This is a genomic window from Pseudomonas sp. R1-15 (assembly GCF_051132085.1).
In the GTDB taxonomy this organism is placed as follows: domain Bacteria; phylum Pseudomonadota; class Gammaproteobacteria; order Pseudomonadales; family Pseudomonadaceae; genus Aquipseudomonas.
Window position 1 is genome coordinate 4564482 of sequence record NZ_CP071660.1, and the last position, 13610, is coordinate 4578091.

Below are 13610 nucleotides of genomic sequence, written 5' to 3' on the forward strand. Positions count from 1 at the left end.
TCGTTTGAGAGGCGTTATCTGTGGCGAGGGAGCTTGCTCCCGCTGGGGCGCGCAGCGTCCCCCAGAAAGGCCCCCAATCAATCTGACACACCGGGGTTACCGTTTGGGTCCGCTTCGCGGCCCAGCGGGAGCAAGCTCCCTCGCCACAGGTAAGTTGCCTTACCACAGGCGCCTTATCTGCCCTAACCCCGTTCGGACGGCACCGACGACAATTCGAACGGGCTGCTGCTGCGCCGCTGGTTGCGATCTTCCCGCGGCGTGGCGCCGAAGAAGTTGCGGTAGGCGCTGGAGAAATGCGGCCCGGAGGAGAAACCGCAGGACAGGCCGATCTGGATGATCGATTTGCTGGTCTGCATCAGCATCTGCCGGGCCTTGTTCAGGCGCAGCTCCAGGTAGTACTGGCTGGGCACGCGGTTGAGGTATTGCTTGAAGATCCGCTCCAGCTGCCGACGGGACACGCACACATGCTGGGCGATTTCGTCGGTGGTCAGCGGCTCTTCGATGTTGGCCTCCATCAGCAACACCGCCTGGGTGAGCTTCGGATGACTGGAGCCGAGGCGGTTCTGCAACGGGATGCGCTGGCGCTCGCCGCCTTCGCGAATGCGCTCGACCACCAGTTCCTCCGAGACCGCACCGGCCAGCTCGGCGCCGTGATCGCGCGCCAGCACCGCCAACAACAGGTCGAGCACCGACATGCCGCCGCAGGCGCTCAGGCGATCGCGGTCCCAGTCGAACAAATGGCTGGTGGCGATAACCTTGGGAAAACGCTCGGAGAAATCGTCCTGCCAGCGCCAGTGCACGGCGGCCCGGTAACCATCAAGCAAACCCAACTGCGCCAGCGGATAGACACCGGCGGACAAGCCACCAATGACGCATCCGGCGCGCACCAGTTGCTTGAGCGCGCTGCTCAGCGGCGAGGCCAGCGACGTCGGCGGCTCGTCGGCCAGCAGGAACAGTTTCTGCAGGCCTTCGAGCTTGCCGGCCCAGGGTTCGCCCGGCAGCTGCCAGGCACCCTCGGCCGGCGGCTCGGCGTGCAAAAACGACAGCTCGTAGACCACGTCCGGATGCACTCGCTGCGCAACACGCAAGGCCTCCTCGGCCAGCGCCAGCGTCAACGCTTTAGTGCTGGGCCAAATCAGGAAACCTATTCGATGGGCAGTCATGGCGAGCGATCCGAAGCGAAAACAGTGTTAAAGCCAAAAGCGGCTGCAACCAAATTAGACCATCTGGCGCGCGGTGCGCAGCATGACCCAAATCAGGTGCGTACGGGAGCGATTACTTCAGGCTGCCCGACAGGAATTGTTGCAAGCGCTCCGATTGCGGATTGACCAGCACTTCGCGCGGGTTGCCGCTTTCTTCGACGATGCCTTTGTGCAGGAACACCAATTGGTTCGACACCTCGCGGGCGAAGCCCATCTCGTGAGTCACCACCACCATGGTCCGGCCTTCCAGGGCCAGGGCCTGCATCACCTTGAGCACGTCGCCGACCAGCTCCGGGTCCAGCGCCGAGGTCGGCTCGTCGAACAGCATCACTTCAGGTTCCATCGCCAGCGCCCGGGCAATCGCCACGCGCTGCTGTTCGCCGCCGGACATGTGGCCCGGGTAGGCATCCTTGCGGTGGGCCACGCCGACCTTGTTCAGGTAATGCTCGGCCTTCTCCCGCGCCTCGGCCTTGGCCACGCCCAGCACATGCACTGGCGCTTCGATGATGTTTTCCAGCGCGGTCATGTGCGACCACAGGTTGAAATGCTGGAACACCATCGACAATCGCGAACGCATGCGTTGTAGTTGCTTGGGATCCGAAGCCTTCATGGCGCCGTCCTTGCCTGCCACCAGCCTCAGTTCTTCGTTGTTGAGCAAAATCTTGCCGGCGTGGGGTTGCTCAAGCAGGTTGATGCAACGCAGGAACGTGCTCTTGCCGGAGCCACTGGAACCGATGATGCTGATCACATCACCGGCGGCGGCTTTCAGGGACACGCCCTTGAGCACTTCATGACTGCCATAGCGTTTATGCAGGTCTTGGACTTCAAGCTTGTACATGCGGTCGGTTCTCACAAAACGTCAGTCGTTGAGCAGTCGATCGGATCGATGCGTTATCAGTGCTTGCGCGGGGCCAGGTAACCCAGCCAGCGGCGCTCGGCCAGTTTGAACAGGCGCACCAGGATGAAGGTCAGGCACAGGTAGAAAACGCCGGCCGTGATGTAGGCCTCGAACGGCAAGTAATACTGAGCATTCACCGTGCGCGCCGCACCCGTGATGTCGATCAGGGTGACGATGGACGCCAGGCTGGTGGTCTGCAGCATCATGATCACTTCGTTGCTGTATTGCGGCAGTGCCCGGCGCAACGCCGACGGCAGCAGGATCCGGCGGTACAGCTTGTAGCGCGACATGCCCATGGCCTTGGCCGCCTCGATCTCGCCGTTAGGCGTGGCCCGCAGGCTGCCGGCGATGATTTCGGCGGTGTAGGCGCTGGTGTTGATGGCGAACGCCAGGCACGCACAGAACGTCGCGCTGGACAGCCATGGCCAGAGGAAGCTCTCGCGCACCACCTGGAACTGCGCCAGCCCGTAGTAGATCAGGAACAGCTGCACCAGCATCGGCGTGCCGCGGATCACGTAGGTGTAGAGCCAGGCCGTCATGTTGACGATCGGCTGCTTGGACACACGCATCAGCCCCAGGGGCAACGCCGCCAACAGGCCGAAGAACAGCGACAGGGCCAGCAGCTTCAAGGTGGTCAGCAGGCCACTGAAGTACAGCGGCAAGGCTTCATAGATGACGTTGTAGTCGAAGATCATAGATCAGCCGCCCTTACGCCTACCGAGTAGCGCTTCTCAAGGTGACGCAATGCCAGCAACGAGACACTGGTGATCACCAGGTACATCGCCGCCACTGCGAGGAAGAAGGTGAAAGGCTCGCGGGTGGCGTCCGCCGCCTGCTTGGCCTTGAACATCATGTCTTGCAGGCCCACTACCGAAATCAGCGCGGTGGCCTTGGTCAGTACCAGCCAGTTGTTGGTGAAGCCCGGAATCGCCAGGCGGATCATCTGCGGCACCATCACCCGGAAAAACACCTGGAAGCCGTTCATGCCATACGCCATGCCCGCCTCGGCCTGCCCCTTGGGGATTGCCATGAAGGCGCCGCGAAAGGTCTCGGACAGGTACGCACCGAAGATGAAACCCAGGGTGCCGATACCGGCCGCCAGCGGGTTCAGGTCGATGTAGTCGTCATAGCCGAGCATCGGCGCGACGCGGTTGAGCAAGTCCTGGCCGCCGTAGAAAATCAGCAGGATCAGCACCAGGTCGGGAATGCCGCGGATGACCGTGGAATACAGGTCGCCCAGCCACGCCAGCCAACGCACCGGCGAGAGGCGCAACGCGACACCGATCAGCCCCAGGACGATGGCCAGGGCCATGGACGACAAGGCGAGCTGAAGCGTCAACCATGCGCCATCGAGGATGACAGCCCCGTAGCCTTTCAACATGATTCAGGTCCTCGAAAGTGGGATGAAAAAATGGCGCAAACCGCAGAGATCCTGTTGCTTGCGCCATTTCGCCGCAGTGGCGGGACGTGGTTATTTGCCGTAGATATCGAAGGCGAAGTATTTGTCCTGGATTTGCTTGTACTTGCCGTTCTCGCGAATGGCGGTGATCGCGCTGTTGATCTTGTCTTTCAGCGCATCGCCCTTGCGAACCGCGATACCGATGCCGTCGCCGAAGTATTTCTCGTCGGTGAAGGCCGGGCCGACGAAGGCAAAGCCCTTGCCCGCGTCAGTCTTCAGGAAGCCGTCATCCAGCAGCGTGGCGTCGGCCACGGTGCCATCGAGACGACCGGCGGAAACATCCAGGTAGATTTCGTTCTGCGAACCGTACGGCTTGATCTCGGCACCCAGCGGGGCCAGGACTTCACGGGCGAAACGCTCGTGGATCGAACCACGCTGTACGCCGATGTTCTTGCCCTTGAGCTCGGCCAGGCCGTCGCTCACCTGGGTACCGGCCTTCATCACCAGGCGGGCCGGGGTGTTGTAGTACTTGTTGGTGAAGTCGACGGACTTCTTGCGATCTTCAGTGATCGACATGGACGACAGGATCGCATCGATCTTGCGCACTTTCAGCGCAGGGATCAGGCCGTCGAACTCTTGCTCGACCCACACGCACTTGACCTTCATCTCTTCGCACAGCGCATTGCCGATGTCGTAGTCGAAGCCGACGATGCTGCCATCCGGGGCTTTCGAGGCGAACGGAGGGTAAGCCGCTTCGATACCGATCTTCAGGGGTTTCTCATCGGCGAAAGTCGGCAGGGACAGCACGGACAGTGCCAGGGCGCCAAGCAGCACAAGTTTCTTCATCTTGGGACTCCATCGGTAAAGGGCGAAAACGGCAGAGTGAGCAACAGCCCAATATGCGAATGGGTGAAACGAACTTGCGTCCTAGGAAGCTCACGATTTATTCAACGCGAGCCACGACGAGCGAGTGATCGGCATTCTAACGACAGGCCCGAAGCCGATATTTCTTCAATGCGACAACTAATTACAGAAGCACCGAGAAAGCTGTTCGAGCACATTGACAGCTCCGCAAATTCATGCGAGAGCAAAAGATAGGGAACCGATCCACGCTGCAAATAGCGGGCCCATTATTCGCAAACCCTTCTAATCCGGCAAGCACAGCGTGTCGGCTTGTTTTCGGATACGCCTGGAACCGCCCTATGACGGGGCTTCGCGTTTCACATCGCCCCGTTATGGCGCCTTTGGTTACACATTTCGAAACGTCGGTAACGTTCAGACACCTCTTACTTTGAAGCCCGATATTTATTCAAACACCTCCCGTGGCGAGGGAGCTTGCTCCCGCTGGGCTGCGAAGCAGCCCCAAAAGCCAGGCACCGCGCTTGTTCAGGCATACCGCATTGACCGGTTTACGACTGCTGCGCAGCCGAGCGGGAGCAAGCTCCCTCGCCACAAAGGCGCCCCAAACCCAGGCACCGCGGCTACTGAGCTACACCCCATCGGCCGACCACCCTATCCATTCAAACACCGAACCCGTGGCGAGGGAGCTTGCTCCCGCTGGGCTGCGCAGCGGCCCCCAAACCAGGCACCGCGGTCATTCAGGCATATCGCGCCGGCCGGTTGACGACTGCTGCGCAGCCGAGCGGGAGCAAGCTCCCTCGCCACAAAGGCGCTTGTTCCCGAGCTACATCGCCCGGCGGGCGCGCATAAAAAAGCCCCACCCGGCAAACGCCAGGCGGGGCTTTTTGTGTGTTGCAATGAGCGTCAGGCGACGTTCATGGTCTTGTGCGTCTCGATCAGGTGCGCCACCACACCCGGATCGGCCAGAGTGGAGATATCACCCAAGCCGTCGTATTCCGCCGTGGCGATCTTGCGCAGGATGCGGCGCATGATCTTGCCCGAACGGGTTTTCGGCAGCCCCGGCGCCCACTGGATCACGTCCGGCGAAGCAATCGGGCCGATCTCCTTGCGCACCCAGTTCTTCAACTCCAGGCGCAGGGCTTCGCTGGTTTCTTCGCCGGCATTCAAGGTGACGTAGACGTAGATGCCCTGCCCCTTGATGTCGTGTGGCACACCCACCACCGCCGCCTCGGCGACTTTCGGGTGAGCAACCATGGCGCTCTCGATCTCGGCGGTGCCCATGCGGTGGCCGGAAACGTTGAGCACGTCGTCCACCCGACCGGTGATCCAGTAGTAGCCGTCCTCATCGCGACGAGCGCCGTCACCGGTGAAGTACATCCCGCTGAAGGTCTTGAAGTAAGTGTCGACAAAACGGTCATGGTCGCCGTACAGCGTACGAGCCTGGCCCGGCCACGAATCGAGGATCACCAGGTTGCCTTCGGCGGCGCCTTCGATCAGGTTGCCGAGGTTGTCCACCAGCGCCGGCACGACGCCAAAGAACGGACGCGTGGCCGAACCCGGCTTCAACGCTGTGGCGCCTGGCAGCGGGCTGATCAGCACGCCGCCGGTTTCGGTCTGCCACCAAGTGTCGACGATCGGGCAACGCTCCTTGCCGACGTTCTTGTAGTACCAATCCCAGGCTTCCGGGTTGATCGGCTCGCCCACCGAACCCAGCAGGCGCAGGCTGCTGCCATCGGCGCCTTCGACAGCGGCGGTGCCCGAGGCCATCATCGCGCGGATCGCGGTCGGCGCGGTGTAGAGAATATTGACTTTGTGCTTGTCGATCACCTTGGCCACTCGGGTGACGTCCGGGTAGTTCGGCACGCCTTCGAACAGCAGCGTGGTCGCGCCATTGGCCAACGGGCCGTAGACGATATAGCTGTGGCCGGTAACCCAGCCCACGTCAGCGGTGCACCAGTAGATGTCACCGGGCTTGTAGTCGAATACGCGTTCATGGGTCAGCGCCGCGTACAGCAAGTAACCGGCGGTGGTGTGCTGCACGCCCTTGGGCTTGCCGGTGGAACCGGAGGTGTAGAGGATGAACAGCGCTTCCTCGGCGCCCATCTCCTTCGGCGCGCAAACGGTGCCAGCCACTTTCATCAGGTCTTCGTACCAGATGTCACGATGCTGGTTCCACTTGATGTTGCCCGACGTGCGCTTGCACACGATGACTTTCTGGATGCTGCTGGTTTCCGGGTTGGTCAGCGCGTCATCGACGTTGGCCTTGAGCGGGATCTTCTTGCCGGCACGGATGCCTTCGTCGGCGGTGATCACCACCTTGGATTTGCAGTCGATGATGCGGCCGGCCAGGGCTTCCGGCGAGAAGCCGCCGAACACCACCGAGTGGATTGCACCGATCCGGGTGCAGGCCAGCATGGCGACCACGGCCTCGGGAATCATCGGCATGTAGATCGTCACCACGTCGCCGCGGTGCACGTCCTGGCCGCGCAGGGCGTTGGCGAACTTGCAGACTTCTTCATGCAGTTCGCGATAAGTGATGTTGCGGCTCTCGGACGGGTCATCGCCCTCCCAGATGATCGCAACCTGATCCCCGCGCTCTTCCAGATGACGGTCGAGGCAGTTGTAGGAAACGTTCAAGGTGCCATCGGCAAACCACTTGATGTCGACATGGTGATCGTCGAACGAGGTCTGTTTCACCGTGGTGAAAGGCTTGATCCAGTCGAGGCGCTTGGCCTGCTCGCGCCAGAAGCCATCGGGGTTGACGACCGACTGCTGGTACATGGCCTTATAGGTCGCCTCGTCAGTCAGCGTACTGGCCGCAACCTCGGGACGAACGGGATACACAGAAGCCGCACTCATCTTTCTTACCTCGGTGACAATAGTTGTTTTTGTATGGTTCCGTTGTAGCTTGGGGCGGGCCTATAGAACCATTCGACGATGGTAGTAACAAGTCCCTACAAAATGTCGGTACTAACCTGCAAATCCGCCTGAAGATATCTTCATGTGGAAGATATCTGTGGGAGCGAGCCTGCTCGCGAAGGCGCCAGTTCGGCCGACATCAAATCAATGGATTTGTTAACAGGCCCGAACGCCGATTATTACCAGATCAACCAACAGTGTTTATCAAAACCAAGTCTGTTTACCCCTCCCCTCGCCTCCTAAAATCAACCCCGCCAACCGGCAAACCCGATTGACGCAACACAGCCCCCACGAAGGCCGTTGATCCAACTTCCAACACTTGCTCCACACGCAGCCCCAAAAAGGCTGCGTGACCCCACTCGACCTCAAGAAAGGTGAAATACAGATGAAAGCTTTATGGGTTCTGGTCCTTGGCAGCCTTTGCGCCACCGCCATGGCGGATGAGGCCCCGACCGATGTCGCACAGCAAAAACCGGCGATTGAGGAGTACACCTATTCCACCCACCTGGACATCGCCAAAGTCATTTCCATGAGCACCATCCCGAATGTCTGCGAAGTGGTCCCGGCAAAAATGGAATATGAAGATTCCAAGGGCCAGCGCCACATCATGCGCTACAGCGTCATGGGCACCGGCTGCTCCAACGGCTGATCACAACTGGCAGTTTCCATGGCCCGATTTCGATCGGGCCTGGTTGTGTCTGGAGCCACCAAAAACCGCCAGCAAACACAACATGTAGTGCAAAACGGCAAAAATCGATCACTTTCTGATCAAAAAAGCCCGCCATCCGATCCATGCAAAAAAAATCTTCAACGGTCAAAGCCTTGTAAACCCTCGCTCCCATGCGGGTATGCCCCCCGCGACCTCTTCTGTGAGCTATTTCGCCGCACCACGTAGGCAAAAAAGTCCTTATAATGCCGCCTTAAACGGGCCTGCAATATCCCCTTACAGGGATCAAAGCCAACCTGAAGCCTGCGTAACGGCCGACCATGCCGATGCGTGCAAGCCGCTTCAGTACAACCCGTACATTTTTCTGTTTATTGCCTGCGTCAGCTGCTGCAACAAACGACTTTCCAAGATCCACCGCGGCCAGTAGGCCTTTCAATGGGCATCTGGCCCTCACGCAGGAGACGACACGTCATGCTGAGCTGGGACGAATTCGACAAAGAAGACGACGGCGAAGTCGCGGTAAAAGGCGCCAACGCCGGCCACGCTTCTGAAGCCAACATGGACCGCCTCGACAGCGCCGGCGGTGCCGCCGCGCTCGAAGCCCGCGCCGTGACGGCCAGCGACTCGGCCGCGATCATTCGCGCCAAGGCCGCCCTCGACAAACTCGACGTCGCCGAAGGCCTCGCCGAACTCGAAGGCGCCTCCGCCCGTGTCGCCGTCGATGAAAAGCGCATGATCAACTGCCGCGCCGACCTCAACCAGCTCGTGCCTTTCAAATACGACTGGGCCTGGCAGAAGTACCTGGACGGCTGCGCAAACCACTGGATGCCGCAAGAAGTCAACATGACCGCCGACATCGCCCTCTGGAAAAACCCGGAAGGCCTGACCGACGACGAACGCCGCATCGTCATGCGCAACCTGGGCTTCTTCTCCACCGCCGACTCCCTGGTTGCCAACAACCTGGTCCTGGCCGTGTACCGCCTGATCACCAACCCGGAGTGCCGCCAGTACATCCTGCGCCAGGCCTTCGAAGAGGCGATCCACACCCACGCCTACCAGTACTGCATCGAATCGCTGGCCATGGATGAAGGTGAAATCTTCAACATGTACCACGAGATCCCATCGGTCGCGAAAAAAGCCGCCTGGGGCCTGAAATACACCCGTTCGATCTCCGATCCGAAGTTCGAAACCGGCACCCCGGAAACCGACAAAGAGTTGCTGCGCAACCTGATCGCGTACTACTGCGTCCTGGAAGGCATCTTCTTCTACTGCGGCTTCACCCAGATCCTCTCCATGGGCCGCCGCAACAAAATGACCGGCGTCGCCGAGCAGTTCCAGTACATCCTGCGCGACGAATCCATGCACCTGAACTTCGGCATCGACGTGATCAACCAGATCAAGATCGAAAACCCACACCTGTGGGACGCCGAAATGAAGGAAGAAGCAACCCAGATGATCCTGCAAGGGACCCAACTGGAAATCGAATACGCCCGCGACACCATGCCTCGCGGCGTGCTGGGCATGAACGCGGCGATGATGGAGGACTACCTCAAGTTCATCGCCAACCGTCGCCTGTCGCAGATTGGTTTGAAGGAAGAGTACCCAGGGACGACCAACCCGTTCCCTTGGATGAGCGAGATCATGGACTTGAAGAAAGAGAAGAATTTCTTTGAGACGCGGGTGATTGAGTATCAGACGGGTGGGGCTTTGAGCTGGGATTGATCAGCCAGCTAAACTCACAGACGTTGTAAACACAAATAAAAAGCCCTGAGATATTCAGGGCTTTTTATTTGGACAAAAAAAATTATAACAATTACCAACTCACCCACACTCACAAAGCATAATATGTAAGCAGAAAAAACGAATGAAGTTCGACACCTCCTACCTCTACACAAACTAACTATCTACAATTACCACTGGATGAGCTCTATCCGCCCCACCGCCAGCGTATGAGGAAAACAAAACTCTCGAACCATCCACGATTGGCTTAGGCCCATACACACTTGACTTATGAAAAAAAACTCTTTGGCGATTAGAGTTAATATAGCCCCAAGCTTGATAGTTGAACTCACCAATAACGCCCTCGACACGAGTACTCCTTGCATAGCATAGTTGACCACATGACATTACTAGGTCGTCCGCCGTAGGCCTTGCGGCTGGATCTTTATTCATGCATGCATTTGCAATAGTTAACAAATCATTCGCAAGAGGGCTGAATTGTGGGTTATTCAAAACAAACACCGGAATCGCCGATGGAGGATCCCGAAGAATACGCATTACCGCCTTTAATCCGCTACCGAACGGTAATTGCCCCGTAACGAGCTGAAAAATCATCGCGCCGATTGACCAAACATCAGCTGACGGCCCCACTTCTCTAGGCCTTTCGATTGCTTCAGGCGCCATGTAAGGTAAAGCACCTACCGCTGTTTGTGAGGTTGTTAGGGTCGAATCCCCACCTTCGGCAGCGTCAATAAGCTCCTCGTCGGCCATTTTAGCAATGCCAAAATCGGTAATTTTAATATCAGTTAAAGAATATCCCCCGCCTATCATTATGTTCGTAGGCTTTAGATCCCGGTGCACTACATTCGCATGATGAGCAGCTGCCAACCCCTTAGCCAAATAATGAAATATCCTCGCAGCAAGATAAGGATCGATAAAGGAGTTATTGGTCAGCAATGCTACCTGTAGATCAGCCCCTGCGACATACTCTTCAATTAAATACCTATTATCTCCATCACGGATATAGTCTAGAGTCTTCGCTACGTTATGATGATTTACTTTGGCCGCAACAACTGCGCTACGCTTAAACCTTTTAGTAGCAGAACTATTCTTAGGAGTCTTTAAGGCAACATCACGAAGCATGACCAAATCGGTCGCCTTATAAACGTATTGCATGCCTCCCTGCCCTATAAATCCTGTAATCTCGTATCGCCCACCAATTACATCTCCCTGACGGTGAGGACCAATCATAAAACTATCTCCGGATGTGAAAGATCAAACGTTATAAACGCACGATTAAAACTCTCTCGCTGAGAATTCCCCAACCCAACGACACAGCTTCCAGGTAGCTCATCACCTATGGTTACAGCGGCGTTATTTATAAAAACCTCACCAGAAACTTTAACCACCTTAAACTGCAGACCATCATACTCAATCATTACATTTCCAATATTATTAATCGCTCCCCTCTCATTTAATTTAAGCGTAATCGTCCGCTGCCTTGCCCCAAGATACTTAGCCTGACCTTTATAAACAACCAATGCCTGATGCATATCATATAGTATGTGTCTGGCCAGCTCATCACGCACCACTGTAATAGGCGGCCTTGCAGTCGGATCAGGGTGCAAACATTGATTCAGCACATCAACGAGTGCCGGAGCTATATAAAAAGACAAGCTTGAAAAAAAATCAGAATTCTCAACACGACTATATGAGTGCACCAATTCTTTTGGCAATCTTCCAAGTCCTAGAAAAAGCGCTGTCGCACCAAACGCGTAGACATCCACCGCACTTGTAAACTCAGCAGAATGATGATAAAGCTCTGGCGCGGCAAATCCATGAGTACCAATGAATCCTAAAGTGCACGCCTCTGGCCCGTCGTTTCTCGCCAAGCCAAAATCAAAAATTTTTATTACACCCTCAGGATCAGTTTTTATATTATTCGGCTTGATATCCCGATGAATAACTCCAACGTTATGAATATCACTAATGCCAGAGGCAATCTGCCATACATCCTTGTAGAAACTATTTGTTGACTGCCTTTTACCTTCCAAAGACTCAAATAAATCCATCCCATCAATATACTCTTGGACTATTCCCAATCCGCGCCCATTGACCTCCAGAAAATCATATACTTGAACAACATGCTTTGAGCGAACCTGCATTAACGCCGCCAGTTCATCCAGCATTCTTCTATGATCGGATTTATTGTTGATAATTTTAATAGCTACAGTTCTTTCCAGCACCAAGTCATTACAAAAAATTACTGTACCCATCCCTCCCTCTGAGGAGTCCCCTAACTCTTTATAACGCTCCGGCAGATGAAGCATAGGCTAGTCCTTACCTGGAAAAGAAATTTTTAGCTGCGGCGGTGTCTTCTCAATATTTTTTTCAGGATTATTTTTGCTTTCGCGAGAGCCGGCATCAGATTCAACTTCTACATACCTTTCCTTTAAAACCTTATCCCAAGAAGAAGGAATTGTTTTTTTACCTACACTTAAGTTCTTTGCCTTTGTTTTGGCTCGAATCTTTGACTTACTTTCTTTTACATCCTTCGCTTCAACCTCACCTACACGACTATATTTTTTTTCAAAAAGCTTCTCTTCGAAGAAAAACTGCAGATCCCCAAATGAGTCCCAAATTTCGCAGACACCCCGCCCTGCAAATTCATCTTGAAAAAATAAGCTTTCGCTCATAGCAAACATTACGGCGCTACAGTTATCTTTTCCCCCGCACCATTTAGAAACATCTACCAATCGCTTTAAACAAGCGCCCGCATCGGGAGCGTTGAGAGTAATATCTTGCAAGATTTTTTCATCAAGATAATGAATCCCATCCGTGGTCACAAGAAAATGATTAGCATCACTAAAACCAAAAAGTGAATAATGCGGCTCTAACTCCTCCCCCATTCCGACAAACTGCAAAAGCTCTGATCGATTTTTCAAGCCGCCAAACTTGTCGCCTAACTGCCCAGAGATAGTATCGTCAGTTGTAAACTGCAAGATACCACTGTCCCGCACTCCATATATTCTACTATCCCCAACATTCAACCAGATGCAGTTCCCACTCGCATTAATGAGTAAAGCAGAAAGTGTCGCCCCGCCCCTACCACCATACAAATCATAAACTGCTCTATTTGCATCCAGAGCAGACTCAATAATACCCTCATCGAACCTTATACCTTCCCTACTTCGCACCATAAATGATGTGAAGAAGGCAGCAAGGGTCGTTGCGGCACAGATGCCTCCAGACTGCATCCCTCCCATACCATCACTAACCGCAACGAGCGTATACGTTTCTCCGCTGAAATCAGTAACGCGCATTATTGCTGCACGGTCTTGATTCTCCTCTCTAGAAGTTCCTATATCTGATGCAATGGCTCCTGCTATAGCTGACAAGCGTCGAACTCCGCCTAAAGGAGTTTTCCGAAGAAACCATGCTTTTAGCCTATCAAAGCTTGTATATGATTCGACTCTCATGTTTCCCACTCAAATCTTAAAAATAGAAAAGCTGTTAACCACTACCGACTTCTACTATTACGCATAACCATAACTATTATCGAAACGAGTAAAAAATTGTAAGATAATCATAGTGCCATCAAGGCTTGCCAAGCCAACCCTACAACCAATTTAAGCATTTCACAATGCTATTCCCTTGACCATCGTAGTGTATTTCTCTAGCCTTCGCTCTGAGCCTAAGAAACTCGAAAACCAGAGCGGTTCTCCGCACCCGACAGTCATGCGGCTTTTTTTCGTCTGCGGATTTCCAACGCCTACGAAAAAATCCCCCGTTAGGTCGGGAGTGGGCGAATACAAGACCCGAAAGGGGAATATGTCCGGCCCGTCTCTGGTGGGTTTCTTAGCTCCCGACACCCATAACGAATGCCCTAAGAAAGCAGCCAGAGGTAAAGGATATGCCTACAAACCTGACCTTCACGACGAAGGT

Annotated in this window: 11 protein-coding genes; 2 read left to right on the forward strand and 9 right to left on the reverse strand. The window is 55.3% G+C overall.

What is annotated here, in order from left to right:
* Positions 1 to 182 precede the first annotated feature (182 nt).
* The 6 genes from J3P97_RS20465 to acs form a co-directional block, all read right to left on the reverse strand.
* The gene (locus tag J3P97_RS20465) at positions 183 to 1163 is read right to left on the reverse strand and encodes a GlxA family transcriptional regulator (protein ID WP_305499333.1); all 981 of its coding nucleotides are present in this window, start codon (positions 1161 to 1163) and stop codon (positions 183 to 185) included.
* 112 nt (positions 1164 to 1275) lie between these two features.
* Entirely contained in the window at positions 1276 to 2040 is a 765-nt protein-coding gene (locus J3P97_RS20470) for an ABC transporter ATP-binding protein (protein WP_434656278.1), read from the reverse strand.
* 56 nt (positions 2041 to 2096) lie between these two features.
* Positions 2097 to 2795: an ABC transporter permease gene (locus tag J3P97_RS20475; RefSeq protein ID WP_434572342.1), complete on the reverse strand. Its 699-nt coding sequence runs from the start codon at positions 2793 to 2795 to the stop codon at positions 2097 to 2099.
* Positions 2792 to 3481, reverse strand: a complete 690-nt coding sequence (locus J3P97_RS20480) for an ABC transporter permease (protein ID WP_215008046.1) — start codon at positions 3479 to 3481, stop codon at positions 2792 to 2794. Before J3P97_RS20480 ends, J3P97_RS20475 begins: the two co-directional genes overlap by 4 nt.
* 90 nt (positions 3482 to 3571) lie before the next feature.
* Positions 3572 to 4345, reverse strand: coding sequence for an ABC transporter substrate-binding protein (locus tag J3P97_RS20485; RefSeq protein ID WP_305499327.1), 774 nt, complete (start codon positions 4343 to 4345; stop codon positions 3572 to 3574).
* Positions 4346 to 5263: 918 nt separating this feature from the next.
* The gene (acs, locus tag J3P97_RS20490; RefSeq protein WP_434601607.1) at positions 5264 to 7219 is read right to left on the reverse strand and encodes an acetate--CoA ligase; all 1956 of its coding nucleotides are present in this window, start codon (positions 7217 to 7219) and stop codon (positions 5264 to 5266) included.
* A 445-nt stretch (positions 7220 to 7664) separates the two neighbouring features.
* Between acs and J3P97_RS20495 the strand changes: the two genes are divergently transcribed.
* Together J3P97_RS20495 and J3P97_RS20500 are read left to right on the forward strand one after the other, a co-directional pair.
* On the forward strand, positions 7665 to 7928 hold the full coding sequence (locus tag J3P97_RS20495; RefSeq protein WP_305499325.1) for a DUF2790 domain-containing protein: 264 nt from the start codon (positions 7665 to 7667) through the stop codon (positions 7926 to 7928).
* 489 nt (positions 7929 to 8417) lie between these two features.
* Positions 8418 to 9668 carry a ribonucleotide-diphosphate reductase subunit beta gene (locus J3P97_RS20500; RefSeq protein ID WP_305499322.1) on the forward strand — a complete coding sequence of 417 codons (1251 nt, stop codon included), beginning with the start codon at positions 8418 to 8420 and terminating at the stop codon, positions 9666 to 9668.
* Positions 9669 to 9842: 174 nt separating this feature from the next.
* On the opposite strand, the gene J3P97_RS20505 is transcribed toward J3P97_RS20500, so the two are convergent.
* Genes J3P97_RS20505 through J3P97_RS20515 form a run of 3 tightly spaced genes read right to left on the reverse strand, consistent with a single transcriptional unit; the run spans position 9843 to position 13063 of the window.
* Positions 9843 to 10916: a serine/threonine-protein kinase gene (locus tag J3P97_RS20505; protein ID WP_434672645.1), complete on the reverse strand. Its 1074-nt coding sequence runs from the start codon at positions 10914 to 10916 to the stop codon at positions 9843 to 9845.
* Positions 10913 to 11995 carry a serine/threonine-protein kinase gene (locus tag J3P97_RS20510; protein WP_434672646.1) on the reverse strand — a complete coding sequence of 361 codons (1083 nt, stop codon included), beginning with the start codon at positions 11993 to 11995 and terminating at the stop codon, positions 10913 to 10915. The genes J3P97_RS20505 and J3P97_RS20510 overlap by 4 nt, the downstream gene beginning before the upstream one ends.
* Positions 11996 to 11998: 3 nt before the next feature.
* Positions 11999 to 13063, reverse strand: coding sequence for a PP2C family protein-serine/threonine phosphatase (locus J3P97_RS20515; protein WP_434672647.1), 1065 nt, complete (start codon positions 13061 to 13063; stop codon positions 11999 to 12001).
* Between the last annotated feature and the right edge of the window lie 547 nt (positions 13064 to 13610).

Excerpts from the sequence above, each read along its gene's own strand:
- J3P97_RS20465 (WP_305499333.1), bottom strand. The coding sequence starts at position 1,163 with ATGACTGCCCATCGAATAGGTTTCCTGATTTGGCCCAGCACTAAAGCG.
- J3P97_RS20470 (WP_434656278.1), bottom strand. The coding sequence starts at position 2,040 with ATGTACAAGCTTGAAGTCCAAGACCTGCATAAACGCTATGGCAGTCAT.
- J3P97_RS20475 (WP_434572342.1), bottom strand. The coding sequence starts at position 2,795 with ATGATCTTCGACTACAACGTCATCTATGAAGCCTTGCCGCTGTACTTC.
- J3P97_RS20480 (WP_215008046.1), bottom strand. The coding sequence starts at position 3,481 with ATGTTGAAAGGCTACGGGGCTGTCATCCTCGATGGCGCATGGTTGACG.
- J3P97_RS20485 (WP_305499327.1), bottom strand. The coding sequence starts at position 4,345 with ATGAAGAAACTTGTGCTGCTTGGCGCCCTGGCACTGTCCGTGCTGTCC.
- acs (WP_434601607.1), bottom strand. The coding sequence starts at position 7,219 with ATGAGTGCGGCTTCTGTGTATCCCGTTCGTCCCGAGGTTGCGGCCAGT.
- J3P97_RS20495 (WP_305499325.1), top strand. The coding sequence starts at position 7,665 with ATGAAAGCTTTATGGGTTCTGGTCCTTGGCAGCCTTTGCGCCACCGCC.
- J3P97_RS20500 (WP_305499322.1), top strand. The coding sequence starts at position 8,418 with ATGCTGAGCTGGGACGAATTCGACAAAGAAGACGACGGCGAAGTCGCG.
- J3P97_RS20505 (WP_434672645.1), bottom strand. The coding sequence starts at position 10,916 with ATGATTGGTCCTCACCGTCAGGGAGATGTAATTGGTGGGCGATACGAG.
- J3P97_RS20510 (WP_434672646.1), bottom strand. The coding sequence starts at position 11,995 with ATGCTTCATCTGCCGGAGCGTTATAAAGAGTTAGGGGACTCCTCAGAG.